The organism is Paracoccus nototheniae (genome assembly GCF_004335005.1).
Taxonomy (GTDB): Bacteria; Pseudomonadota; Alphaproteobacteria; order Rhodobacterales; family Rhodobacteraceae; genus Paracoccus; species Paracoccus nototheniae.
This window is the reverse complement of record NZ_RQRT01000053.1, coordinates 1-26,027: the sequence shown is the minus strand read 5'-3', so window position 1 is coordinate 26,027 and position 26,027 is coordinate 1. Positions and strand designations below refer to the sequence as shown.

Below are 26,027 nucleotides of genomic sequence, written 5' to 3'. Positions count from 1 at the left end.
ACCCGCAATGCGGCTTGGTCCCTGACCCGGTGCTACGCATGATTGTGGCATTTTGTTGTCAGTTCTGTGACAAACTGGGTCCAAGCAAAGAAAAACGAGCAGTGCGATGGCGTCGATCCTGGGTCTTCTTCAACTGGCGGGGGCGGTGGCGCTGCTGCTGTTCGGGCTGGCGCTGGTGCGCGACGGCATGGTCGATGCCTTTGGCCTGAGGATGAAGATGATCCTGGGCGAGGGGACGCGGACCGGCCCCCGGGCCTTTGCCTCGGGTGTGGTGGCGACGCTTGGGCTGCAATCCTCGACCGCGACGGCGCTGCTGACGGCCTCGTTCGTGCATCGCGAGATGATCGGCATCCGCATGGCGCAGATCGTTCTGCTGGGGGCCAATGTCGGCACGGCGGTGACGGCGGTGATCGTGTCTGCCGATATCGGTGCAGCGGCGCCGGTCCTTGTGCTGCTGGGTTACGCGTTGCGGCGGCGCGGCGGAACGGTGGGCACCGGGGTCGGCACGGCGCTGATCGGCATCGGGCTGATGCTGCTGTCTCTGACCCTGCTGGGGCAGGCGACCGAGCCTTTGCGCAGCTCTGCGCAACTGGCCGCGTTCCTGCCGATGCTGGACGATGCCCGCCCGGTCGCGCTGGTCTTTGCGGCGGGGGTGGCCATGCTGTGTTCGTCATCCCTTGCGGCGGTGCTGCTGATCGGATCGCTGGCCTTGCCGCCCGAACTGACCATCGTGCTGATGCTGGGCGCGAACCTTGGCGGCGCGGCGGCGCCGGTCATGGCCAGCGCCGGGCTGGATGTCGCCGCCCGTCGCGTGACGGTGGGCAATCTGGCGGTGCGCGGCATCGGTTGCCTGATCGCACTGCCCTTTGCAGGGCCTGCCGCCGCCGCGCTGATCGCGGCGCCCGTCGATCTGGGCGGGCTGGCGGTGACGTCGCATCTGGCCTTCAATCTGTTGCTGGCGGCGGTGATCTGGCCCTTCAACGGGCTGGTCTGCGCGCTGGCCCTGCGGCTGATCCCGGATGATGACCACGCAGCGGCGACTGCGCCGCGCTGGCTGGACGGGGATGCGCTGGACAGCCCGCCTCTGGCACTGAACGGCGCGCGGCGCGAGGTTCTGGATATCGGCGATGCCGTCGAACGGATGCTGATCCAGACCCGCGCCGCCTTTCGCAAGGACGACCCCGCGCCGCTGGCCGAGGTCTCGGCGATCGAGGATCAGGTCGATCGTCGCCAGAGTCAGGTCAAAAATTACCTCTCGCGTCTGACCGGCGAGGCGACCGAGGCCGAGCGGCGGCAATCCATCGGCATTCTCGATTACGTCATCAATCTGGAACATATAGGCGACATCATCGACAAGGGTCTGGCCCCCGAGGTTCGCAAGAAGATCGGCCTGGGTCTGCGCTTTTCGTCCGAGGGCTATCACGAACTGGACGCGCTGTTTTTGATGACGCAGGAAAATCTGCGTATGGCGCAGGCGGTGTTTCTGACCCGCGACCGCGACATGGCCCGCCGCCTGATGGAGCAGAAGGTCGAAATCCGCAATCTGGAACGCCAGTCCGCACAGCGCCACCTGATACGCCTGCGCGAGGGTCAAAGCGCCAGCCGCGAGACATCCTCGCTGCATCTGGACCTGTTGCGCGATCTGAAACGGATCAATGCGCATGCCGTCTCGGTCGCCCATCCGATCCTGGACGAAGAGGGCCTGCTGATCGAAAGCCGCCTGCGCAGTCACTGAAAGTCCGGTACTGAAAGCCCGCCACTGAAAGCCCGCCCCTGAAAGGCAGCCCATGATACCCCGCCGGGGTCTGACCGACAGGGTCGCGGCATCGGCGGCAGGTGGTTTTCCCAGCCCGTATGTTCCTGTATTGTTCATGGCGAAAGGATTCGCGATGGACCATGACACCCCCGACCCGCTGGCCCTTGCCCCCGCCCGCATCCACGAGGCCGAGGGGCCGGGCCGTCATGCCTTTGCGGTCTTTCAGGCCGCCCGCCATCCCGGCCCGGTCTTCTGGATCCGCATCGCCCGCAGCCTGTGGACGCCCTTTCCCGGGGGCCTGCCACCGGGGCTGACCGCACGCCTGCAGATGATCCGCCCCCGGACCGACACCGATCTGTTATGGGCCACCGAAGAGGCCTTGCGCGCGCACATCACCGGGTTCGTGCTGGCCGAGCCAGAGCGGCCCTTGTCGCTGACCGCCGGTCGGCGCCTGCAACTGGCCGCCGAGGCCGGGCGGACCACCGGGCTGTTGCTGATTCGTCATGGCGCGGGGTCGAATGCGACCGAAAGCCGCTGGCATTGCGCCCCGCTGCCCGCAACACAGCCGGGCATGGCGCGCCAGCGATGGGCGCGCATCAAGAACAAGCGCGGGGTTCTGGGGGAATGGTCGCCTGAATGGCGCCCTTCGGATCTGGCATCACCGGATCTGAAAAGATCCGATCTGCCGTCTCTGGGCATGGCCGCTGCAGAGGGCGCCGGACAAACGCAAACCCCCCGGAAACAATTGTTTCCGGGGGGTTTATGATGGTGCCCAGGAGAGGACTCGAACCTCCACACCTTGCGGCACACGGACCTGAACCGTGCGCGTCTACCAATTCCGCCACCTGGGCAACGTGGTATGAGCGGCTGATTAAAGGCACCACCGGGGGGCGTCAATGGGGGACGTGCAAGTTTTTTGACAGTTTCCACTTTGGGTTCGCCCGGACCCGGTGCGATACCCTGCGGCGCGGGGCCTGCGACCCGGCATGGCTTGCCGCAGGCCCCGCGCTTGGGTAAGGATCGCGCAACATTCGGCATAGGACAGGGAGGCTGTAAGCCCATGGCAAAACTGGTCACGATTTTCGGCGGATCGGGATTTGTCGGCCGGCAGGTCGCCCGGCTGATGGTCAAGCAAGGCTGGCGCGTCCGCATCGCCGTGCGCCGCCCCGACGAGGCCTTGTTCACCCGCACCTATGGCGCGGTGGGGCAGGTCGTTCCCGTCATGTGCAACATCCGCGACGACATGTCGGTCCGCGCCGCCCTGTCGGGGGCCGATGCCGCCGTGAACTGCGTGAACATTCTGTCCGCTCAGGGCAAGAGCACCTTCAAGACCGTGTTCGAGGAAGGCGCCGCCCATATCGCCCGCCTGTCGGCGGAGATGGGCGTGGCGCGGCTGGTCCATATCTCGGGTCTGGGGATCGATACGGAATCCGACAGCGCCTATATCGCGTCGAAATCGCGGGGCGAGGCCGCCGTGCTGAAGCACCGCCCCGATGCGGTCGTGCTGCGGCCTTCGGTAATTTTCGGGCCGGACGACAATTTCTACAACCGCTTTGCCGGAATGTCGCGGATGGGGCCCCTGATGCCCATCGTCGGCGGCAAGACCCGCATGCAGCCCGTCCATGTCGAGGATGTGGCCATGGCCGCCGTCAAGGGCGCCACCGGCGAGGCCGCGCCCGGCATCTATGAGCTGGGCGGCCCCGAGGTGCTGACGACGCGGCAGATCGTGGATCAGGTTCTGGCCTCGGTCAACCGGCGGCGCGGGGTGGTGAACCTGCCCTTTCCGATCGCCCGGCTGGCCGCCACGGCGATGGACATGGCGCAGCTGCTGACCGGCGGGCTGTTCACCGCGCCCCTGAGCCGCGATCAGCTGGCCCTGCTGCGCAAGGACAATGTCGTTTCCCCCGGCGCGCAGGGCTTTGCCGAACTGGGTATCCAGCCCACCGCGGCCAGCGCCGTTCTGGACAGTTACCTGTGGCGGTTCCGCCCCTCGGGGCAATACGAGGCGATCAAGCGTTCGGCCAAGAACCTGCGCGATCACTGATGGAACCCAATACGATTGTCGCCGCCCTCCTTGGGATCATCGAGGGGCTGACCGAATTCATTCCGGTGTCGTCCACCGGACATCTGCTGCTGGCCGGTCATTTTCTGGGCTTTGATTCGCCCGGTCGCAGTTTCGAGGTGCTGATCCAGCTGGGCGCGCTGCTGGCGATCCTGGGCGCCTATGCCGGGCGGATCGCGCAGATCGTCAGCGCAGCCCCGCATGATCCCGCCGCACGGCGCTTTGTCGGCGCGGTCCTGCTGGCCTTTGCGCCCGCCGTGGTAATCGGCGTGCTGGCCCATGATTTTATCAAGACGGTGTTGTTCGAAACGCCCATGCTGATTGCCGTCATGTTGATTCTGGGCGGGATCGTGCTGCTTTGGGTGGACCGTCGGGCGACGGCGCCCCTCTATCACCGGGCCGAGGATTTCCCGCTGCCCATGGCGCTGAAGATCGGCTTTATCCAGTGCCTTGCGATGATCCCCGGCGTGTCGCGGTCGGGCGCGACCATCGTGGGCGCGCTGCTTCTGGGGGCAGACAAGCGATCCGCCGCCGAGTTTTCGTTCTTTCTGGCCATGCCCACGATGCTGGGGGCCTTTACCTATGACCTGTGGCAGAATCGCGATATTCTGGATGCGGCGGCGCTTGGGAACATCGCCGTGGGCTTTGTCACCGCGCTGATCGCGGGGATTTTGGTCGTGCGCTGGTTGCTGGGCTATGTCTCTCAACACGGATACGGCTTGTTTGCTTGGTGGCGGATCATTGTGGGAAGCGTGGCTTTACTGGCGCTTATGGCGGGTATGTAAGCCTTGCTGACCTATTATCCCCTGAACGGCACCGTTTTTCCGCCGCTGGATGCAAAAAACTTGCGAATAGGTCAGTACGGCTGACTTTTCATCACAAAAGCCTTGGTTTAATGCGGTTGCGGAAGTCCTTTCAGGGAAGGTAGCGCAGCCATGGCCACGCAGAAGATGCTCACGTTCGTCTCGACCCCGCGCGAGATGCCCGAGAAACGCCCGGCCTCGGAACGCAGCGAGGATTTCCACGAGATCTACCGCGAATTCGCCGCCAGCAAGGCCGCCGAACAGTCCGGTCGCTGCAGCCAGTGCGGCGTGCCTTATTGCCAAAGCCATTGCCCGCTGCACAACAACATCCCCGACTGGCTGCGCCTGACAGCCGAAGGTCGCCTGAAAGAGGCGTGGCAGGTCAGTCAGGCCACCAACACCTTTCCGGAAATCTGTGGCCGCATCTGCCCGCAGGATCGCCTGTGCGAAGGCAATTGCGTCATCGAACAATCGGGCCACGGCACCGTGACCATCGGGGCGGTCGAAAAATACATCACCGACACCGCATGGGACAACGGCTGGATCCAGCCCTTCACCCCCGCGCAGGAACGCGCCGAATCCGTGGGGATCATCGGCGCAGGTCCGGGCGGGCTGGCGGCGGCGGACATGCTGCGGCGGCAGGGGTTTCAGGTCACGATCTATGACCGCTATGACCGCGCGGGCGGGCTGATGACCTATGGCATTCCCGGCTTCAAGCTGGAGAAGGACATCGTCATGCGCCGCAACAAGCTGTTGGCTGACAGCGGCGTCGAATTCGTTCTGAACTGCAATGTCGGCGAGGATATCAGCTTTGACGCGATCCGCGGCAAGCATGATGCAGTGCTGATCGCCACGGGCGTCTACAAGACGCGCGATCTGGATCTGGACAATGCCGATCACGGCGGCATCGTGCGGGCGATCGATTACCTGACCGCCAGCAACAAGGTCGATTTCGGCGATGACGTGCCCGATTTCGAGGATGGAGAGCTGAACGCGCGCGGCAAGCGCGTCGTCGTGATCGGCGGCGGCGATACGGCGATGGATTGCGTGCGCACCGCGATCCGTCAGGGCGCGCAATCGGTCAAATGCCTTTATCGCCGCGACCGCGCGAACATGCCGGGATCGCAGCGCGAGGTCCAGAATGCCGAGGAAGAGGGCGTCGAGTTCGTCTGGATGTCCGCCCCCGGCGCCTTTGCCGGCCATGTGACCGGCATTGCCGCCGAGGCGCAGGAACGCGACGTGGACGGCATTCCGACCGTCGCGGGCGTGCGCATCCAGAAAATGCGCCTTGGCCAGCCCGACGTGTCGGGCCGTCAAAGCCCGGAACTGATCGAGGGCGCCGATTACGACGAACCCGCCGATCTGGTCATCAAGGCTTTGGGGTTCGAGCCCGAGGATCTGCCCAAACTGTGGGGCGTCGAGGGCCTCGAGGTCACGCGGTGGGGCACCATCAAGGCCAGCTTCCAGACGCATATGACCTCGATCGCCGGTGTCTATGCGGTGGGCGACATCGTGCGCGGCGCCAGCCTTGTGGTCTGGGCGATCCGCGACGGGCGCGAGGCGGCGGAATCGATCGCCGGCTATCTGACCGGCGACGCCCGGATCGCCGCCGAATGAGGGGGGCAGGCATGACCCGTCGCCCGATGCCCCGTGACCGGTCCCGCGCGGTGGCCGCCGCCCGACCGGCGCCATCCGCAGGTCGGGTCGGGCTGGCCCTGACGGCGCTTCTGGTGCTGGCGGGCGCATGGAGCGTCAGCGCGCGCATGGCGGGGGCGGCCAGCTTTACGCCTCCGGCAGGGTGCCAGATGACCATGACGGTTCAGAACCGCAGCTGCACCGTCAGCCAGTATTACACCTGCAGCGCCGATCCCGAAGGCTATCAGCGCAGCGCCCATTTCGGACAGGACGGGCTGTTCCATCTGTCGACCATCGACGCCGAGACCCGCTGGATCGAAAGCCAGAGCATGGGATCGGGCCTGATCGACCGGCTGGTCGAGGGGGCCGAGGACGAGGCCAGCTTTTCCGAATTGCTGGAAACGGGTCGCGACGATTTCGATTTCATGACCGAAACCAATGACGGCCAGCGCCTGCATCATCAGGGTTTCGATACCCTGACCGGCCAGACGGTGACCATCGACGGGCAGGATCTGGAACGGACCGAGTTTCAGTTGACCACCCGCAGCGCCGATGGCGAGGTGCTGATCGAGCGCAGCGGCAGCCAGTACATCAGCCGCGACTTCGGCCGGTTTTTCGGCGGGGCCGAGACCAGCAGCGACTGGACCGGCGCCCGGCGTCAGTCGGATGACAGCCCCGTGCTGTTCCTCTTTCCCGGCGATGCCGGGTTCGGATCCACAACCCCACAATTCGACTGCGATCAGCTGATGACGCAGATCCCGCAGGAAAGGGCCGCATCATGACCATGGACTGGAAAGCCTCGGAAGAAGCCCGCCGCGACTGGATGGACAAGCACAGCCTTTACCGGACCGAGGATGAACATTCGTCCTGCGGCGTGGGCTTTGTCGTCAATATCGAAGGCAAGGCCAGCCGTTCCGTCGTGCAGAACGGCATCGATGCGCTGAAGGCCATCTGGCATCGCGGCGCCGTGGATGCGGATGGCAAGACCGGCGACGGGGCGGGCATCCATGTCCAGATCCCGGTGCCGTTCTTTTACGATCAGGTGCGCCGCACCGGCCACGAGCCCGACCAGAACAAGCTGATCGCGGTGGGGCAGGTGTTCCTGCCGCGCACGAACTTTGCCGCGCAAGAGGCCTGCCGGACCATCGTGGAATCCGAGGTTCTGCGCATGGGCCATTACATCTATGGCTGGCGCCATGTGCCGGTGAACACCGCTGTCCTGGGCGAAAAGGCCAATGCCACCCGCCCCGAGATCGAACAGATCCTGATCCGCTGTGAAAAGGACATCGATCAGGTCCGTTTCGAGCGCGAGCTGTACATCATCCGCCGCCGCATCGAGAAAGCCGCCATCGCCGGTCAGGTGCGCGATCTGTATTTCTGTTCGCTGTCCTGCCGGTCGATCATCTACAAGGGCATGATGCTGGCCGAACAGGTCGCGGAATTCTATCCCGACCTCAAGGACGAGCGGTTCGAAAGCGCCTTTGCGATCTATCACCAGCGCTATTCGACCAACACCTTTCCGCAATGGTGGCTGGCCCAGCCCTTCCGCATGTTGGCCCATAACGGCGAGATCAACACGCTGAAGGGCAACCTGAACTGGCTGCGCAGCCACGAGATCCGCATGGCCAGCAGCGCGTTCGGCGAGGCCGCCGAGGATATCAAGCCGATCGTGCCCGCCGGATCGTCGGACAGCGCCGCGCTGGATGCGGTGTTCGAAGTGCTGGTGCGCTCGGGGCGGTCCGCGCCGATGACCAAGACGATGCTGGTGCCGGAAAGCTGGTCCAAGGCCACCACCGACATGCCCAAGGCATGGGCCGACATGTACGCCTATTGCAACGCGGTGATGGAGCCTTGGGACGGTCCCGCCGCGCTTGCGATGACCGACGGGCGGTGGGTCTGCGGCGGTCTGGACCGCAACGGGCTGCGGCCCATGCGCTATGTCGTGACGGGCGACAACCTGCTGATCGCCGGGTCCGAGGTCGGCATGGTCCCGGTGGATGAAACCGGCGTGCGCGAAAAGGGCGCGCTTGGTCCGGGCCAGATGATCGCCGTCGATATGTGGGAAGGCAAACTCTACCACGACACCGACCTGAAAGACCGGTTGTCGGGCAGCCAGCCTTTTGGCGAATGGATCGAAAAGGTCACCGAGCTGAACGACATCATGCTGGACCTGCCCGAGGTGGTGCAGTTCTCGGGTGATGCGCTGCGCCGTCGCCAGACCGCCGCTGGGTTCACCATGGAAGAGCTGGAGCATGTGCTGGCCCCCATGGCCGAGGACGGGAAAGAGGCCATCGCGTCCATGGGCGACGACACGCCGCCTGCGGTCCTGTCGAACCAGTACCGCCCGATGAGCCATTTCTTCCGCCAGAACTTCAGCCAGGTGACGAATCCGCCCATCGACAGCCTGCGCGAAACGCGGGTCATGTCGCTGAAGACGCGGTTCGGCAACCTCAAGAACGTGCTGGACGAAAGCAGCAGCCAGACCGAGATCGTGGTATTGGAAAGCCCCTTCCTGGCCAGCGGCGAATTCGCCGAGATGGTCAAGATGTTCGGCGAGACGGTGACGATCATCGATTGCACCTTCCCCGACGATGCCGGACCCGATGCCTTGGGCGAAGGTCTGGCGCGCATCCGCGCCGAGGCCGAGGATGCCGTGCGCAGCGGTGCCGGCCATCTGGTTCTCAGCGATGAGACGCAGGGACCGAACCGCGTCGCCATGCCGATGATCCTGGCGACCAGCGCGGTGCATTCGTGGCTGACCCGCAAGGGGCTGCGGACCTTCTGCAGCGTCAATGTGCGCGCCGCCGAATGCATCGATCCGCATTACTTTGCGGTGCTGATCGGCTGCGGCGCGACCACCGTGAACCCCTATCTGGCGCAGGACAGCATCAACGACCGGATCGAACGCGGGTTGCTGACCGGTTCGCTGGTCGAGAACATGCGCCGCTATCGCGCCTCGATCGATGCGGGGCTGCTCAAGATCATGGCCAAGATGGGGATTTCGGTCCTGTCCTCCTATCGTGGCGGCCTGAACTTCGAGGCGGTGGGGCTGAGCCGCGCGATGGTCGCGGAATATTTCCCCGGCATGCAGTCGCGCATTTCCGGCATCGGTCTGCACGGGCTGCAGGCCAAGCTGGAGGGGCTTCATCAGGTGGCGTTCCACACCGATAACGTGGACATGCTGCCGGTCGGTGGCTTCTACAAGCTGCGGCGCACGGGCGAAAAGCATGCCTGGGAAGCCAATACGATGAAGCTGCTGCAGGTGGCCTGTGAAAAGGCCAGCTATGACATCTGGAAGCAGTTCAGCGCCACGATGCGGGCCAATCCGCCGATCCACATCCGCGATCTGCTGGACATCAAGCCCTTTGGCAAGCCGGTGCCCATCGAAGAGGTGGAAAGCATCACCTCGATCCGCAAGCGCTTTGTGACGCCGGGGATGTCGCTTGGGGCGCTGTCGCCCGAGGCGCATATGACGCTGAACATTGCCATGAACCGTATCGGCGCCAAGTCCGATTCGGGTGAGGGCGGCGAGGATCCGGCCCACAGCCATCCGCTGCCCAATGGCGACAACCCCTGCGCCAAGATCAAGCAGGTCGCCAGTGGCCGGTTCGGCGTCACCGCCGAATACCTGAACGCCTGCGAAGAGCTGGAGATCAAGGTCGCCCAGGGTGCCAAGCCCGGTGAGGGCGGCCAGCTGCCCGGCATGAAGGTCACCAAGCTGATCGCCAAGCTGCGCCATTCCACCCCCGGCGTCATGCTGATCAGTCCACCGCCGCATCACGATATCTATTCGATCGAGGATCTGGCGCAGCTGATCTATGACCTGAAACAGATCAACCCGCGCGCCAAGATCACCGTGAAGCTGGTGGCATCGTCCGGTGTGGGCACGATTGCGGCGGGCGTGGCCAAGGCCAAGGCCGACGTGATCCTGATTTCGGGCCATAACGGCGGCACGGGCGCCTCGCCCGCGACCTCGATCAAGTTCGCGGGTCTGCCGTGGGAAATGGGCCTGACCGAGGCGCATCAGGTTCTGGCGATGAACCGGCTGCGCGAACGCGTGACCCTGCGCACCGATGGCGGTCTCCGCACGGGACGCGACATCGTCATGGCGGCGATGATGGGGGCCGAGGAATACGGCATCGGCACTGCCGCCCTGATCGCCATGGGCTGCATCATGGTGCGTCAGTGCCAGTCGAACACCTGTCCGGTCGGTGTCTGCACGCAGGATGAAAAGCTGCGCGCGATGTTCACCGGATCGGCGGATAAGGTGGTGAACCTGATCACCTTCTATGCCCAGGAGGTGCGCGAAATTCTGGCCTCGATCGGGGCACGGTCCCTGGACGAGGTGATCGGGCGCGCGGATCTGCTGACGCAGGTCAGCCGGGGTGCGGCCAATCTGGACGATCTGGACCTGAACCCGCTGCTGATCACCGTCGATGGTGCGGACAAGATCGTCTATGACCGCACCAAGCCGCGCAATGCGGTGCTGGAGACGCTGGACAGCGAAATCGTCAAGGATGCCGCCCGCTTTTTCGAGGATGGCGAAAAGATGCAGCTGTCCTATGCGGTCCGCAACACCCACCGGACCATCGGCACCCGCACGTCGTCGCTGATCGTGCAGAAGTTTGGGATGCGCAACGATCTGCAGCCTGATCACCTGACCGTGCGTCTGACGGGCAGCGCGGGCCAGTCGCTTGGCGCCTTCGCTGCGCCGGGGCTGAAGATCGAGGTGTCGGGCGACGCCAACGATTACGTCGGCAAGGGCCTGTCGGGCGGCACGATCACCGTGCGCCCGCCGATGGCCAGCCCTCTGGTCGCGGCGGATAACACGATCATCGGCAATACGGTCCTGTATGGCGCGACGAACGGCTTCCTGTTCGCGGCGGGCCGGGCGGGCGAGCGGTTCGCGGTCAGGAACAGCGGCGCGACCGTTGTCATCGAGGGCTGCGGGTCGAACGGTTGCGAATACATGACCGGCGGCGTGGCGGTGATTCTGGGCAGGATCGGCGCGAACTTCGGCGCCGGGATGACCGGGGGGATGGCCTATCTGTACGATCCCGAGGGTCTGGCGCGCGATTACATCAATGCCGAAACGCTGATCCTGTGCCCGGTGACGCAATCGCATTGGGAAGATCAGCTGAAATCCCTGATCGCCCGGCACCTGAAAGAGACCGGATCGCGTCGCGCCGACGAGATCCTGTCGAACTGGGATCGCGAAAAGGGCAACTTCCTGCAGGTCTGCCCCAAGGAGATGCTGGTGCATCTGCCCCATCCCATCGCCGCGATCGAAGAACCAAGCGCGGTTCCGGCTGAATAAGGACCAATCAGAACAGCGACGCGGCCCCCTTTGCGGGGCCGCGTTGGTATTTCAGGACGTGGGCATTTCAGGACGTGGGCATTTCAGGCACTGGCCCGGCAGGTCGCAGGCGCCTGACAGGCATCCCCGATCGCCCCTGACCCACCGCGCCATGGCTGCGTCCCCCTGACGTCCCCTGGGCGGCGATCGCCTTGACCAGGACGCCGGGCAGGCGTGCCCTGTCCCTGCGCAGGGCCCGAGACAGGCCTGCGCCGCTTGACGCAGCCGCGCCCTGCATGAGAGATGCGGGGATGATGTCGCGCCTGTTCTCTCGCACCCGTTCCGCAGATCCCATTCCCCGGAAGACGGCGTCCGCGCGCCTGTCGCTGCGCGGCAGGGCGTTGTTCTGGCTGCGATATGGGGCGCTCCGGGCGCTGCTGGTCATGGCGGGGTCGGTGACGATCTATGCCTTTGTGAACCCGCCGCTGACCTGGACGATGCTGGGGGCGGCGCGTCAGCATGATCTGGCTCCCCGGGACTGGGTGGCGCTGGACCAGATCGCGCCGGTCATGCGCCGGTCGGTCGTGGCCGCCGAGGATGCGAATTTCTGCCTGCATTGGGGCTTTGACATGGCCGAGATCCGCAAGGTCGTGGCCTCGGGGTCGTCGCATGGCGCCTCGACCCTGACGCAGCAGACGGCCAAGAACGCCTATCTTTGGCAGACCCGCAGCTGGGGCCGCAAGGCGGTGGAAACCGCGCTGACCCCGATGATCGAGGCGCTGTGGTCCAAGCGCCGCATCCTCGAGGTCTATCTGAATGTGGCCGAATTCGGGCCGGGCATCTTCGGCATCGATGCGGCGGCGCGGACGCATTTCGCGACCACACCGGATCAGCTGACAGCGGTGCAATCGGCGCGGCTGGCATCCATCCTGCCCAGCCCGCGGACGCGGCGGCTGGAGGCCTCGGCCCGTACGCGGGCGATCGCCGATGGGGCGGCGACGATCGCGCGGGACGGGCGGGCGGCCTGTTTCGAATGATCCGCCACGGTTGAAAGCGCGGGGGTGCGGGCGTATCAAGGCGCCAACCCACCCCATCAGTCAGGTTCCCGGCAGCCCATGAATACCAATACCCAGACCACGCGCCTCTATCACACCGCCCTGTCGCCCTATTGCCGCAAGGTGCGGCTGGTGCTGGCCGAGAAGAAGATCGAGGTCGAGCTGGTCGAAGAGCGGTATTGGGAAGGCCCACCCGATCTCAAGCGTCGTAATCCGGCCGGCAAGCTGCCGGTGCTGCGCTATCGCGGCAATCTGCTGGCCGAAAGTCAGGCGATCGTCGAATATCTGGACGAGGCGGTGCCCAGCCCCTCGCTGATGCCCGCGACGCCGCTGGAACGTCACGAGGTGCGCAGGCTGTGCGCCTGGTTCGACGACAAGTTTCAGGCCGAGGTCACGCAGCCGATCCTGAACGAGCGGGTTTGGAAAAAGATCACCCGCACCGGCTATCCCGACAGCCGTGTCGTCAAGGACGGGCTGCGCGCGATCAAGGAGCATATGGATTATCTGGCCGGGCTGCTGGAAACCCGGCGCTGGCTGGCGGGCAATACGCTGAGCCTCGCCGATTTCACCGCGGCCGCGCATTTTTCCTGTCTGGATTACATCTCGGACGTGGATTGGGACCGGTCCGAGGCGCTGCGCGACTGGTATGCGACGATCAAGTCGCGCCCGGCCTTCCGGTCGGTTCTGGCCGATCAGGTGCCGGGCATCCACCCGGCGGCGCATTATGCCGAGCTTGATTTCGGCTGAGCCGGGGGCAGGGGGGGCCAGCCCCCCCTCGCCTGACGGCGATCCCCCCCGGGATATTTGGGCCAAGATGAAAGCCGAAGTGGCGGCCGAGGCGGTCGCGGTGGGCTTCGCGACGATGGGCGTGACGCGGACGGACGCGGTGCCCGAGGCGGCGGGGCGGCTGGCGGCCTTTCTGCAGGCCGGGCATCACGGGCAGATGGACTGGATGGCCGAGCGGACGGCCTGGCGCGGCGATCCGGCGGCCCTGTGGCCCGAGGCGCGGTCGGTGGTGATGCTGGCCGAGCTGTATACGCCCGAGGGTGATCCTCTGGCGGTCTTGGAGCGCCGCGACCGGGCTGCCGTCAGCGTCTATGCGCAGGGGCGCGATTATCATGATCTGGTCAAGAAGCGGCTGAAGAGGCTGGGGCGCTGGATGCTGGAGCGGGCGCCCGAGCCGGGCCATCAGATCAAGGTCTTTGTCGATACGGCGCCGGTCATGGAAAAGCCGCTGGCGCAGGCGGCGGGTCTGGGCTGGCAGGGCAAGCATACCAATCTGTTGTCGCGCGATCTGGGCAGCTGGTTCTTTCTGGGCGCGATCTTTTCCACCATGCCTTTGCCTGCGGATGCGCCCGAGGCCGGGCATTGCGGATCGTGCCGGGCCTGTCTGGATGTCTGCCCGACGGGGGCTTTCCCGGCGCCCTACCGGCTGGATGCGCGGCGCTGCATTTCCTATCTGACGATCGAGCACAAGGGCCCGGTGGATCCCGATCTGCGGGTGCTGATGGGCAACCGGATCTATGGCTGCGACGATTGTCTGGCGGTCTGTCCGTGGAACAAGTTCGCGCAGGCCGGGTCCGAGATGCGCTATCGCGGGATCATCGATGCGCCGCCTTTGGCGGAGCTGGCGGGCCTGGACGATGCGGGGTTCCGGGCGCGGTTTTCGGGATCGCCGATCAAGCGGATCGGACGGGACCGGTTTGTCAGGAACGTGCTGTATGCGATCGGCAATTCGGGCGAGGCGCGGCTGCTGCCGGTCGCGCAGGGCCTGTGCGGGGATGGCGATCCGGTCGTGGCCGAGGCGGCGCAATGGGCGGTGGCGCGTCTGTCGGGGTAACTGCCCCGGGGGCAGGGGCTAAAGCAGGAAATCCTCTCCATCCAGGGTCAGGTGGCCTTGCAGGCGGATCATCATGTCGGCCTGACGGTCACCGTTCAGATCGACGAAGACATGGGTCTGCTGGCCGACATGATCCCATCTCAGCGAGCGCGGGCCCTGGAACGGGCCGTGGCCGGCATAGGAGAGGTTCAGCGGGCGCAGGTCCATAAGATCCTCTCCGGGGCGGAAATCGCCGATCAGGTCGGACTGGGCGCGGGGGCTGTCGCCCGGTCCCAGAAAGCGGAAGCTGTCACGCCCGGCACCGCCGAACATCACATCGGCGCCGGCGCCGCCGATCAGCGTGTCGTTGCCCGGCCCGCCCTGCAGCCTGTCCGGGCCCCATCCGCCGCGCAGAAGATCATTGCCGGGACCGCCGAACAGCCTGTCCGCGCCCGGTCCGCCGTCCAGAATGTCATGGCCCATGCCGCCGTTCAGCAGGTCGTTGCCCAGTCCTCCGAACAGCCTGTCGGCGCCGATACCGCCATCCAGCACGTCGTTGCCCATCCCGCCATCCAGAACATCGTTGCCGGGGCCGCCCAGCAGGCGGTCATGGCCGGGACCGCCCCAGATCCGGTCATTGCCCGCACCGCCGTTCAGAAGGTCGTTTCCCGCATCGCCGCGCAGCACGTCATGGCCTGCGCCCGCCAGCAGGGTGTCATTGCCCGCACCGCCCCACATGACATTGTTGCCTGCAAAGCTGGTCAGCAGGTCATGCCCCTCGCCGCCCATCATGCGGTCATTGCCCGGCCCGCCAAGCAGTGTGTCGTTGCCGGTCCCGCCCTCTAACAGGTCGTTGCCGGCGCCGCCGTTCATGCGATCATTGCCGTCTCCGCCCAGCAGGGTATCATGGCCTGCGCCTGCCAGCAGGGTGTCATCGCCCGCGCCGCCGTCCAGCAGGTTCGATCCGAGGGCGTCGAACAGATAGTCGGTGCCATCCTCGCCATACAGCCGGTCATTGCCGGCATTGCCAAAGATCCGGTCATTGCCCATGCCGCCATAGATCAGGTCATTGCCCTGATCGCCCGACAGGACATCATTGCCGGCATCGCCATAGAGGGTATCATCGCCCCATCCGCCGCGCAGCGTGTCATGGCCGTCGTCCCCCGACATCAAATCATTGCCCTGATTGCCAAACAGCAGGTCACGACCTGCGTCGCCGCGCAGCGTGTCATTGCCCAGCCCCCCCGACAGGGTGTCGTCGCCGTCGCCGCCCATCAGCAGGTCGTTCCCGGCATGGCCGGACACATGATCGTTGCCCGCCCCGCCCAGCAGGGTGTCATGGCCCATCCCGCCCAGCAGGATGTCGGGGCCTGCGCCTCCGTCCAGATAATCGTCGTCCATGCCGCCATTCAAAAGATCGGCGCCATCCTCCCCGAACAGGCGGTCATTGCCGGGGCCACCCAGCAATGTGTCATTGCCCGCGCCGCCGGACAGGCGGTCATTGCCGGGCCCGCCATAGATCAGATCGTTGCCGCCCCCGCCATACAGGCTGTCATCGCCCGCTCCGCCGTCGATCAGATCATCGCCGTCATCGCCATGGATCAGATCGTTGCCCGCATCGCCGAACAGGGTGTCGCGGCCCGGCCCGCCGAACAACTGGTCATCGCCTTCGCCGCCGCGGACCACGTCGTCGCCCGCCTCTGCCCGGATCGTGTCATGGCCCGCCCCGCCCGAGACCGTGTCATGGCCCGCGCCCGCCGCGATCAGCTCGGGGCGGGCGGTGCCCATCAGGCGATCGGGGCCGGACGTGCCGAACAGCCAGACCGGCGTACCCGTCGGGCCGGGGTCGGCGGGGATCAGCGTCGGGTTCAGCTCGGGCAGCAGATAATGGGCCACCGGAAACATCGCGTTCGAGAAATCGGCGATGCTCAGGCTGCGCCCGCTGCGGGTGGTGATGTCCAGGATCGTCTCGCCATACAGGATCATGATGCCGCTGGCGGTGGGCACGAAGCGCAGCTGCCAGATGCTGCGAATCGTGCCCAGCATCGACAGATCCAGCCGGTCTGTGCCCGGATCGTAATCCAGTATCGCAATCCGCCCCTGCACGCGGGACGGCACGAAAATGTCCGCCCCCTCGCCCCCGACCAGCGTGATGGGGCGGGAGCCGGCGACAAGGATGTCATTGCCGTCGCCGCCCTCCAGCCGGGTGGTGACGGCGGTCGCGACCAGCAGATCGCTGCCTGCGCCGCCGCGCATCAGGCTGACCGGAGCGATGCGGGTCGATCCCATCAGGCCGGGGTCGAACAGCAACTGGGTGATCCCGGTTTCGGTTGAAGAACCCACGAACAGCATGATCTTGCCGTCGACAACGCGGGCGGCGATGCTGCTGACATCGCTGAGCGTCATGTCGTTCGTGTCGGCGATGGTGGTCAGGTGCAACAGCCGCCCGTCGGGCAGCAGGGTAAAGACGCTGATCCCGTCATCCGCACCGCCCACAAAGACAAAGGCCCGCCCGCTGACGACGACGGTTTCCAGCGCCGTGACCGACTGGAAGCGGGTCGTGCCCTCGTCGATGATATGGTCGACGGTGATCAGCCGGGCATCGCGCGTCAGCTGGAACACAGTCAGCGAATCGGACCCGGCAGCCCCCATGATCACAAAGGTCTTTCCGGCGACCTGCACCGTCCCGATCTGGGCGGGCAGGTCATAGCCGGTGCCGCGCCCGGCCTGATGGACCATGCCCGGTCCCAGCCAGCCATTCGCCGCCATCAGATGGGTCGAGATGAAATTGCCATTGCCCGACACGGCCAGCAGGATCTGCTGGCCCTCAACCATTACCGGGATCACCCTGTCCAGCGCGGCATGGGTGCTGCCCTGCGGCACCGGCAGCGTGGTGCGGCCCACCGCGACAAGCGAGCCGTCCGCCGCCATTCGCTGCGTGGTCAGGGTCAGATCGCCGTCGCGGGCGGAAAAGATGAACTGCCCCTGCGCGGTCTCGATCTGGCCGATTGCCGTCAGATCGTCGCCCAGACTGGTCGTGAACAGCCCGGCAAAGCGGGGCATGGCGCCATTGTCCATGCGCAGCGACACCGACATGTCCGCCGCCCCGCCCATCTGCGCGACGTGCAGCACGGTGCCACCGCCTGGCATCGTCAGCGCGGTCAGGCGCGGCGTGCCCTGATAGGTGAATTCATCGGGATAGCTGCGGCTGCGCAGCAGCTCGATGGCCGCATCCGGGTCACCGATGGCATAGTTGCTGATGCCGCCGCCCAGAGGGTTTGCCGCAATCAACAGCGTCCGTCCGCCCGCCTCGACGATCTCAAGGTCCGTGACGCGGGACAATGTTCTGTGTTGCGTGACACCAAAGGTGGTCACGTGGCGATACAGGATCATGGGGGTTTTCTGGGGTTCGGGGCAGGATGCGTCCGGTGATCCGGACAAGGATGAACATGGTCTTAACGGCCCCGTCTGACCACCCGGTGTTTAGCAGGCATTTGAGGCAAAAGCCCCGCGATTGGCGGGATCAGGGTCCGCTCAGCGCGCCCTCAGACGCTTTCGGGCGGAAAGGCCAGCGGGCCGTACAGGATCAGCCCGGGCTGGCTGGCCGGGCCCTGATCGCGCAGGATCCGGGCCAGATCGGACACCGTGCTGCGCAGCAGGCGCTGGCCGGGATGACCCACGGCCTCGGCGAACAGGGCGGGGGTGTCGCCGGGCAGACCATGGTCGATCAGCCCCTGCGCCAGCAGCGGAAAGCTGCGCTGGCCCATGAACACGACCGTGGTCACCGAGGGATCGGCCAGCGCCGCCCAGTTGATATCGCCGGGCAGCTGACCCGTCACATCGGCACCGGTCACGAACTGCACCCGCCGCGCGGTCAGGCGCCGGGTCAGGGGCATGCCCATCGCCGCCGCCGCCGCGCTGGCCGAGCTGACGCCTGGCACGATCTCGAACGGGATATTCGCTTGGGTCAGGGCGACCAGTTCCTCTTCCAGACGCCCGAAGATGCCCGCATCGCCCGATTTCAGCCGCACCACGCGGCGCCCGGCCTGCGCATGGCTGACGATCAGCGCATTCACCGCCTCTTGCCGGGCCGAGGGGCGACCGGCGCGCTTGCCCACCGCGATCAGCTCGGCCTGCGGACCGGCGTGATCCAGCACCGGGCCCGATGCCAGATCGTCGAACAGCACCACATCGGCCTGCGCCAGCCGCCGCGCGGCCTTCAGCGTCAATAACTCGGGATCGCCCGGCCCTGCCGAGACCAGCGAGACGAAGCCGGGGGGAAAGCTGGGATCGGTCACGGGCGGGCGGGCTTTCTGAACGGCGCGGGCTGGCTGCGGGACGCATGGCGGGGTTTCAGCTATACCACCCGCATCCGGTGTGACAATGCCGCGCATCCCGTTTGCGCCGACGACAGGCGATGAAAGTTTCGGAAACGTTTTAAGAAACTTTTGGCGCGCTCGGGCGTGGTCCGGGGCACGGCAAGGAGAATGCGATGACGGTCATCTGCTGGTTCAGGCGGGTTCTGCGATTGGACGATCACCCGGCGCTGGTTGCGGCGGCCCGCGACGGGGCGGTGATCCCGCTGGTGATTCTGGACCCCGACGAGGCGCACGACCACCCCGCCAGCGCCGAACGGCAGGCCCTGTCGCTGTCCCGGCTGGAGGCGGCGCTGCATCAGCACCAGTCCCGCCTGATCGTGCGCCATGGCAAACCGGCCGAGGTGCTGGAGGCTTTGGCCCGCCAGACCGGCGCCACGGCCATCCACACGACCATCGGCTTTCCCTTTGCCAGCGAGCACGGGCTGGAGGCGGCGGCGCGGCGCGGCGGCGCGGATCTGCACCTGCATCCGCTGGCCGATCTGGTGCCGCGCGGCAGCGTGCTGACCGGATCGGGCGGGGTCTACAAGGTCTTTTCGCCCTTCTGGAAGGCCGTGCGGCAGGTCGAGATCGCCGCGCCTCTGGCGGTGCCCCGCCTGTCCTCGCCGCCCGATTGGCCCGACGGCGATGACACCGACTGGCCGCAGGCACGCGCCGCGATGAACCGGGGCTGGGACGTGCTGGCGGGCCATATCCGCGCGGGCGAGGATCAGGCCCATGCCCGGCTGGACGAATTTCTGGACGGCCCGCTGCCCGATTACAAGGCGCACCGGGACGAGCCGTGGCGCCCCCGCGCGACCTCGGGTCTGGCCGATGCGCTGGCGGTCGGAGAGATCAGCCCCCGCCGCATCTGGTCCCGCGTCCAGCCCGCCTATCAGGACAGCGCGCGCGGGGCCGAGCATTTCCTGTCCGAACTGTGCTGGCGCGAATTCGCGCGCGAGCTGATGCAGGAATCCCCCGATCTGGACCGCAGCTGCTGGCGCCCGGAATGGAATGATTTCCCATGGCGTCGCGACAACGAACAGGCCGAGGCGTGGCGGCGCGGGCAGACCGGCGTCGCCATGGTCGATGCCGGCATGCGAGAGCTGTTCGTGACCGGCCAGATGCACAACCGCGTGCGGATGATCACGGCCAGCTATCTGACGAAACATCTGATGACCGACTGGCGGGTCGGGCTGGACTGGTTCGCCCATACGCTCAGCGATTGGGATGCGGCCTCGAATGCAATGAACTGGCAATGGGTGGCGGGCTGCGGACCGGATGCGGCGCCCTATTTCCGGGTCTTCAACCCCGACACGCAGGGCGAGAAATTCGATGCGCAGGGCCAATACCGCGCCTATTGGCTGGACCCCAGGGCCGAGGGCGCGCAGGCGTTCGCGGATGCCGCACCCCGGTCCTGGCAGATCGACCTGACGCAGCGCCCCAGGCCCGCGATCACGCTGGCCGAGGGTCGCGACCGCGCGCTGGCCGCCTATCAGAAGCACCGCGCATGAGGGCGCTGGTGCTGGGCGCCTCGGGCGGGATCGGGGCGGCGCTGGTGGCACGGCTGCGCGGGCAGGGGGCATCGGTCACCGCGCTGTCGCGCAGCGGCGACGGGCTGGATCTGACGCAGGCCGATACCGTCGCCGATCATGCGGCGCGGTTGCAGGGGCAGGATTTCGATCTGATCGTGAACACCATCGGTGCGCTGGTCATCGACGGGCATGGCCCCGAAAAGACCATGGACGCGGTCGATCCGCAGGCGATGGCGCGGCAATTCGCGCTGAATGCCACCGGTGTGGCGCTGGCGATCCGGCATTTCGCGCCGCTGCTGGCGCGTGACCGGCGGTCGGTGATGGGATCGCTGTCGGCGCGGGTGGGGTCAATCGGCGACAATGATCTGGGGGGCTGGGTCGCCTATCGCGCGGCCAAGGCGGCGCAGAACCAGATCATCCGCACGGCGGCCATCGAATACCGGCGCCGCAACCGCCACGCAGTGCTGGTCGCCCTGCATCCGGGCACGGTGGAAACGCCGCTGACCGCGAAATATGCCGCGCGCTATCCGACCATCACGCCCGAACGCAGCGCCGGGGCGCTGCTGGAGGTGATCGCGGGGCTGACGCCCGAGGACAGCGGCAGTTTCTGGGACTGGAAGGGCGCGCGCGTGCCATGGTGACGGCTTATCCCCCGCCAGCCTTGCGCCCGCCAGCCTTGCCCCGACGTCGCGGCCCCCGGCAGCCTAGCCCGCAGCGGGGGCCAGAAAGGGCGCGGCGGCCTTGATGATCTGCGAACCGCCCGGTTTGGTGAACGACCCCCATTGGCCCAGCACCTGACCGCCGGGGCCCAGCAGTACCTTGGCGAAATTCCATTTCGGCACGAAACCGGTTTCCTGCCGCAGCCATTGATAGAACGGATGCACCTCGCCCTTGGCGACATGCAGGATGTCGGTCATGGGCAGGGTGATCCCGAATTCCATCTGGCAATATTCGCTGACCTCCTTGCCGCTGGCCAGTTCCTGATTGAAATCATCCGACGGCACGGCCAGCACCACCAGCCCCCGTGCGGCATAGGCCTCGTGCAGCGCCTGCATGTCGCGCAGCTGCCCCGAGAACCCGCAAAGCGAGGCGGTGTTGATCACCAGCACCGGCTGCCCGCGCCAGTCAGCCGTGTCATAGCTGCCGCCGTCGATCGACGGAAACGTAAAGCCCGGCGCCGTCTGCGCGCGCGCAGGGACCAGCCCAAGGGCCGGGATCGCGGTGGCCAGCCTCAGGAAAATGCGGCGCTTCATGGGAAATCTCCTGGGTCAGGGCTTGGCAGGTCAGGGCTTGGCATGTCTGGGGTATCGTGGGGCGCGGACCTTGCGCGGGCGGGCAGGCTTGCGCGGGTCGGTCCGGAAGGCCTCGGAATGATCGGGCGGATGGCGATTCGTCCAGATGCGACCCAACAGCGCAGCCGCCCCAAGCGCTGCCGTGACGATGATCAGCCAGTCTCTGCCGGTCGGACCGCCTGCAAGGTTCGCGGCGATGATGCCGATCAGCGCCCAGATCACCGCCAGCGGATAGGTCCATTCGCAGGGCCGCATCGACTGCACGCTCAGGGCTACGGCCATCACCGCCAGCAGGCACAGGAACGCCGCCGCATGGCCGGACAGCCAGCCATGCCCCGCCAGCCAGATCCCTGCCGACACGCCCGAGGCCGCCGTCAGCCAGCCCGCGTAAAGGCCGATGGGCCGCCCCTCCCACCATCGGTCGCGGCGCCCGGCCCACAGCATCGCGACGATCGCACTGACCAGCATCGCAAGGATCATCACCGTCGCCACCCCCGGCCAGCGGCTGGCGACCGGCAGCCAGAAGAATCCGATGCCCAGACTGACCAGCAGGGGCGCGCGCAGAGGCAGCCAATCCTCGTCATCGCGGCGCTTCCACAGGCCGAACCCGGCGCCGAGGATCAGCCACAGATAGATCACCCCCCAGATCGAAAACGCCCATCCCGCCGGTTGTACCGGAGGATCATCCTGAGGGATCGGAAACCGCCCCGGATCAAAGCCCGCAAAGCCCGGAAACAGAACCGGAGAGACGGCAAAGGCCAGCGCCGCCAGCAGCACCAACAGGGCCAGTGTCGCGTTGCTCATGCGTCTCTCCTTCTGTTGGTCTGGCCTTGTGTCGATCGGGCCTTGTGTCGATCGCAGTCCGGCGGATGCGACGGGCGCGCGGGGCATCCGAACCGGTCGGTCCTGTCATGAAAGGCGCAACGCCTGTGGTCGCATGGTCGTTCCGGGCCTGTCAACCCTGGGTTGCGCTGGCCCCGGTGACCCCCCACGCGGCGGCCAGCAGCGCGGTTTCATGGCCAAAGCCCAGGATCTGCCCCTCTGATTCCGGATCGGCAATGCGGGGGTCGGCGGCCAGCATCGGGGCCAGAGCATCGCGGTCGTCCAGATGGCGCAGGCTGCGGGCCAGCAGGCTGACCTGCGCCGCATCCACGCAAGAAAAGCCCGTGGTCCGGCGCAAGGGTGCCGCGATCATCGAGGGATAGACCTCGGCCAGCACCACGACGGCGTCCCGCCACGGCTGGAACGGCCAGACGGCGGTGCCGGGATCGCGGCGGAGGCGGTTCAGGCAGGGAATGCCGGTCAGGCTTTGCGCGCCCACCGCGCCCGCCCCGGCCAGCTGAAAGGGCGATTTGGGGCGCGGCCCGCCGGGGCAGGGCGTCTCGGTCGCGCGATGCGGGGCAAGGCCGGGACAGGGCGCAGGCTTCAGGCGCGGCAGGTCGGGGATCTGGTCGCGGCGACCGTTGCCCCAAAAGACCGGTGCACCAAGGGTCCGGTTCATCGCTGCCGCGACCTCGCGGTAATTGCTGGCATTGCGGTCATCGTCGCGATGCCGCGCCGTCAGATGATCCCACAAGGCCAAGGCGTCGGGCCGCCCCACGATGCGTCGCGCCAGCCCCGTCGGGTGGCCAAAGGCGAAATCGGCCCCGATCAGCAGGCGCTGGCCCGTCCGATGCGCTTGCGCCACGGCGTCCTGCAACACGGCCTCGGCCTGATGGCGGGTGGCGGGGTTCTGGACAAGTCCCCCGTCCCAGCCCAGCCAGATGGAATTGGCGCCCTGCACCGGACGGCCCGCCGCCGACCAGTCGAGGATCACGATCCGGTCAAAGCGTGGCAAGGCGGGCCTCTGCCAGCGCCAGATCAGCGGGGGTGTTGATATTGGCGAACGGGTCCGGATCGCCCGTCCAGACCGCCCGCCCCGGCTGATGGCGGTCGGTCAGGCGGCGCATCCGGCGCTGTCCCGCCAGAAGGGACGCGGCCAGATCGTCGCGCAGGGCCGTCGGCCACAGGGCGATGGTCGGATGATCGTGGAGATCGCCCGCCGCATCGCGCGTCGCGGCCAAAGCCAGCCCGGAAGGCCCGCGCGCGGCCAGCAGCCGGTCCACAAGATCGGGGGGCAGAAAGGGCGTGTCCCCCGCGACGGTCAGCACCAGATCTGTGCCCGCCTCGGATGCCCAGTCCAGCGCCGCTAGCACGCCCGCCAGCGGTCCGGGATGGTCGGGCAGGCTGTCTGCCCGCACCGGCAGGCCAAAGCCCTGAAACCGGGCCGGATCGCCATTGGCATTCAGCGCCAGCGCGCCCACCTGCGGGCGCAGCCGCGCCACCACATGCGCCAGCATCGGTCTGCCCCCCAAGGCCAGCAGGGGCTTATCGCCGCCGCCCATCCGGGTCGCACGGCCTCCGGCCAAAATCATTGCAGGCGGGCGGAATGGGGTCATGGCGATGACAGTGCCCGCTGCCGGCCCCGTGAACAAGGCCGCGTGACCGACCTGCCGGTCCTGCAGAAAATACGGGCCCAATTCTTGACATGATTAGTCAGACTCCTTACCCGAGTATAAAAGTCGCCCATTCGGAACCGGTCGGGAAACGCGTCATGCGCAACACAATCATCGCGGCCACAGCCCCTGCGGTCCCGTCACGGCGGCATCATCCGCAGCCCGTCCCCCGGCCCGTCCCCATCCTGCGGTCTGCCCGACCGCCACGCCCAAGGAACCGATGTCATGACTGAACTTGCAACCTCGCTGGCGGCGCTGCCGCTGTTCGGACTGATTTATGACGGCGGCTGGACGATGTGGCTGATCGCGGCCCTGTCGGTCATCACGCTGGCGGTCGTCCTGTGGAAACTGTGGTCGCTGTGGCGCCTTGGGGTCTGGGGCGGCAGCCATTCCCGCGCCGCCCTGCAGCTGTGGTCCCAAGGCCGCAAGCGCGAGGCGATGGATCAGGTGCGCGGTCGCCCCTCGGCCCGCGCGCGGGTGACGCAGGCGGCGATCGGCACCTCGCTGGACCCGCGCTTCGACGATCATGCCGCGCGCGAGGAAACCGCCCGTGTCGCCCGTCAGGCGCTGTTCCGGTCCCGTGCGGGTCTGCGCGCGCTGGAACTGATCGCCACGATCGCGCCGCTTCTGGGCCTGCTGGGCACGGTTCTGGGCATGATCGCGGCCTTTCAGGTGCTGCAGAACTCGGGCAATCAGGCCGACCCCTCGGATCTGGCGGGCGGCATCTGGGTGGCGCTGCTGACCACCGCTGCCGGGATGGCGGTGGCGATCCCCGCCGGTGTTGCGCTGTCCTGGTTCGAAAGCATCAGCGACCGCCTGCAATCGGATCTGGAGGATCTGGCGACCCGCGTCTTCGTCAGCCGTGACGCCCCGGCGCCGACCCGCGCCCGCCTGTTCGAGGCGGCCGAGTAATGGCCACCCCCGCCATCGGATCGGGTCTTGATCTTGGCCCAAGACGGCATCCGCGCAAGATGTCGCTGACGCCGATGATCGATGTGGTGTTTCTGCTGCTGATCTTCTTCATGCTCGCCTCGCGCTTTGGCACGGATGCGGTTCTGCCCATCGCGGGCGGGGCCGAGGGAACGGGCAGTGCATGGCAGGGCGCGCCACGGCTGGTCGATGTGACCCCCGATGCGGTGCTGCTGAACGGCGTCACCGCCGATCCCGCCGCCCTGCTGGCCGATGTCACGGCGCTGCTGCCCGAACCGGGCGCGGCGGTGATCCTGCGCCCGCGCGCGGATGCCGACCTGCAGCGTCTGGTCACTGTCATGGACCTGCTGCGCGACGGCGGCGTCACCAACCTTATCCTGATCGAATAGGCCCATGCGCATCGACATGCCCCCCCGCAAGCCGCGCGGCGAATCGATCATCCCGATGATCAACGTCGTCTTCCTGCTGCTGATCTTTTTCCTGCTGACGGCACAGATCTCTCAGCCGACGCCGTTTCCGCTGACCCCGCCCGACAGTGCCTCGGACATCAAGGCGCAGGCGATCGACGTGCTCTATGTCTCGGCGGCGGGCGAACTGGCCTGGAACGAGGCGCGGGGCGAGGCGGTCTGGGACGCGATCGCCGCCCGCGACAGCGACGATCCGGTCGAGATCCGCGCCGATGCCGCCACCTCTGCCGCGCTGCTGGCCGGGCATCTGGCCCGGCTGCGCATCATCGCCCCCGCCGGGGCCCAGCTTGTCGTCAGCGGAGGCTAGCATGATCACGCGCCGCACCCTGGAAACCGCCGGGTTCTTCACCATCGCCGCCGCGCTGCATGTCTCGGCGGCGGCCATCATGCTGCCTGAACGGCTGGAACGCGGCGTCGCCGCCGAGGCCCCGCCCGCAGCCCTCGCCGCCGGGGGCGAAGAGATCCGCTCGATGGTCACCGAATGGGAGGCCCCGCCCGAGATCGCGGCCACCCCCGAGATCGCCGAA

22 protein-coding genes and 1 tRNA gene are annotated in these 26,027 nt (G+C 66.8%); 16 read left to right on the top strand and 7 right to left on the bottom strand.

What is annotated here, in order from left to right:
- The first annotated feature begins 106 nt into the window (after positions 1-106).
- Positions 107-1,735, top strand: a complete 1,629-nt coding sequence (locus EG885_RS16455; protein WP_131576622.1) for a Na/Pi cotransporter family protein — start codon at positions 107-109, stop codon at positions 1,733-1,735.
- Between the two features lie 154 nt (positions 1,736-1,889).
- A complete protein-coding gene (locus tag EG885_RS16450; RefSeq protein ID WP_131576619.1) occupies positions 1,890-2,522 on the top strand; it encodes an ImuA family protein in 633 nt (210 codons plus the stop codon).
- On the opposite strand, the gene EG885_RS16445 is transcribed toward EG885_RS16450, so the two are convergent.
- Positions 2,523-2,607 (bottom strand) — tRNA-Leu (locus EG885_RS16445).
- Between the two features lie 209 nt (positions 2,608-2,816).
- Between EG885_RS16445 and EG885_RS16440 the strand changes: the two genes are divergently transcribed.
- From EG885_RS16440 to queG, 8 genes are all read left to right on the top strand, one after another.
- A complete protein-coding gene (locus EG885_RS16440; RefSeq protein ID WP_131576617.1) occupies positions 2,817-3,800 on the top strand; it encodes a complex I NDUFA9 subunit family protein in 984 nt (327 codons plus the stop codon).
- Positions 3,800-4,603, top strand: coding sequence for an undecaprenyl-diphosphate phosphatase (locus tag EG885_RS16435; RefSeq protein WP_131576615.1), 804 nt, complete (start codon positions 3,800-3,802; stop codon positions 4,601-4,603). The genes EG885_RS16440 and EG885_RS16435 overlap by 1 nt, the downstream gene beginning before the upstream one ends.
- A 150-nt stretch (positions 4,604-4,753) precedes the next feature.
- A complete protein-coding gene (locus EG885_RS16430) occupies positions 4,754-6,238 on the top strand; it encodes an NAD(P)-dependent oxidoreductase (RefSeq protein ID WP_131576613.1) in 1,485 nt (494 codons plus the stop codon).
- 11 nt (positions 6,239-6,249) lie between these two features.
- A complete protein-coding gene (locus EG885_RS16425) occupies positions 6,250-7,038 on the top strand; it encodes a hypothetical protein (protein WP_131576611.1) in 789 nt (262 codons plus the stop codon).
- Positions 7,035-11,573 carry a glutamate synthase large subunit gene (gltB, locus tag EG885_RS16420; protein WP_131576609.1) on the top strand — a complete coding sequence of 1,513 codons (4,539 nt, stop codon included), beginning with the start codon at positions 7,035-7,037 and terminating at the stop codon, positions 11,571-11,573. The genes EG885_RS16425 and gltB overlap by 4 nt, the downstream gene beginning before the upstream one ends.
- A 290-nt stretch (positions 11,574-11,863) precedes the next feature.
- The gene (mtgA, locus tag EG885_RS16415) at positions 11,864-12,589 is read left to right on the top strand and encodes a monofunctional biosynthetic peptidoglycan transglycosylase (protein WP_131576607.1); all 726 of its coding nucleotides are present in this window, start codon (positions 11,864-11,866) and stop codon (positions 12,587-12,589) included.
- A 78-nt stretch (positions 12,590-12,667) separates the two neighbouring features.
- A complete protein-coding gene (gene fzlA, locus EG885_RS16410) occupies positions 12,668-13,354 on the top strand; it encodes an FtsZ-binding protein FzlA (protein ID WP_131576605.1) in 687 nt (228 codons plus the stop codon).
- Between the two features lie 67 nt (positions 13,355-13,421).
- A complete protein-coding gene (gene queG / locus EG885_RS16405) occupies positions 13,422-14,447 on the top strand; it encodes a tRNA epoxyqueuosine(34) reductase QueG (protein ID WP_131576602.1) in 1,026 nt (341 codons plus the stop codon).
- Positions 14,448-14,465: 18 nt separating this feature from the next.
- Here the strand turns inward: queG and EG885_RS16400 are convergent, their stop codons facing one another.
- Positions 14,466-17,819 (bottom strand): calcium-binding protein, encoded by a 3,354-nt coding sequence (locus tag EG885_RS16400; protein ID WP_131576599.1) that lies wholly within the window; start codon positions 17,817-17,819, stop codon positions 14,466-14,468.
- Between the two features lie 152 nt (positions 17,820-17,971).
- Positions 17,972-18,724 carry a uroporphyrinogen-III C-methyltransferase gene (gene cobA / locus EG885_RS16395; RefSeq protein ID WP_242679703.1) on the bottom strand — a complete coding sequence of 251 codons (753 nt, stop codon included), beginning with the start codon at positions 18,722-18,724 and terminating at the stop codon, positions 17,972-17,974.
- 194 nt (positions 18,725-18,918) lie between these two features.
- Here cobA and EG885_RS16390 point away from each other — a divergent pair, with 194 nt between their 5' ends.
- A complete protein-coding gene (locus EG885_RS16390) occupies positions 18,919-20,295 on the top strand; it encodes a cryptochrome/photolyase family protein (protein WP_131576593.1) in 1,377 nt (458 codons plus the stop codon).
- A complete protein-coding gene (locus tag EG885_RS16385; protein WP_131576590.1) occupies positions 20,292-20,957 on the top strand; it encodes an SDR family NAD(P)-dependent oxidoreductase in 666 nt (221 codons plus the stop codon). Before EG885_RS16390 ends, EG885_RS16385 begins: the two co-directional genes overlap by 4 nt.
- 63 nt (positions 20,958-21,020) lie before the next feature.
- Here the strand turns inward: EG885_RS16385 and EG885_RS16380 are convergent, their stop codons facing one another.
- The 4 genes from EG885_RS16380 to mobA all read right to left on the bottom strand — a co-directional run bounded on the left by EG885_RS16380 (position 21,021) and on the right by mobA (position 24,046).
- Positions 21,021-21,569, bottom strand: coding sequence for a glutathione peroxidase (locus EG885_RS16380; protein ID WP_131576587.1), 549 nt, complete (start codon positions 21,567-21,569; stop codon positions 21,021-21,023).
- A gap of 30 nt (positions 21,570-21,599) precedes the next feature.
- Positions 21,600-22,412, bottom strand: a complete 813-nt coding sequence (locus EG885_RS16375) for a TspO/MBR family protein (protein WP_131576584.1) — start codon at positions 22,410-22,412, stop codon at positions 21,600-21,602.
- A 151-nt stretch (positions 22,413-22,563) separates the two neighbouring features.
- The gene (locus EG885_RS16370; RefSeq protein ID WP_131576580.1) at positions 22,564-23,445 is read right to left on the bottom strand and encodes a molybdopterin guanine dinucleotide synthesis; all 882 of its coding nucleotides are present in this window, start codon (positions 23,443-23,445) and stop codon (positions 22,564-22,566) included.
- A complete protein-coding gene (mobA, locus tag EG885_RS16365; protein ID WP_131576577.1) occupies positions 23,432-24,046 on the bottom strand; it encodes a molybdenum cofactor guanylyltransferase MobA in 615 nt (204 codons plus the stop codon). Before mobA ends, EG885_RS16370 begins: the two co-directional genes overlap by 14 nt.
- Before the next feature lie 282 nt (positions 24,047-24,328).
- On the opposite strand from mobA, the gene EG885_RS16360 reads away from it, so the two are divergent.
- From EG885_RS16360 to EG885_RS16345, 4 genes are all read left to right on the top strand, one after another.
- The gene (locus EG885_RS16360; RefSeq protein WP_131576575.1) at positions 24,329-25,015 is read left to right on the top strand and encodes a MotA/TolQ/ExbB proton channel family protein; all 687 of its coding nucleotides are present in this window, start codon (positions 24,329-24,331) and stop codon (positions 25,013-25,015) included.
- Positions 25,015-25,422 carry an ExbD/TolR family protein gene (locus EG885_RS16355; protein ID WP_131576573.1) on the top strand — a complete coding sequence of 136 codons (408 nt, stop codon included), beginning with the start codon at positions 25,015-25,017 and terminating at the stop codon, positions 25,420-25,422. Before EG885_RS16360 ends, EG885_RS16355 begins: the two co-directional genes overlap by 1 nt.
- A 4-nt stretch (positions 25,423-25,426) precedes the next feature.
- Positions 25,427-25,807 carry a biopolymer transporter ExbD gene (locus EG885_RS16350; protein ID WP_131576571.1) on the top strand — a complete coding sequence of 127 codons (381 nt, stop codon included), beginning with the start codon at positions 25,427-25,429 and terminating at the stop codon, positions 25,805-25,807.
- A 1-nt stretch (position 25,808) separates the two neighbouring features.
- On the top strand, positions 25,809-26,027 hold a 219-nt coding region (locus EG885_RS16345; RefSeq protein ID WP_131576569.1), incomplete at its 3' end, for a hypothetical protein.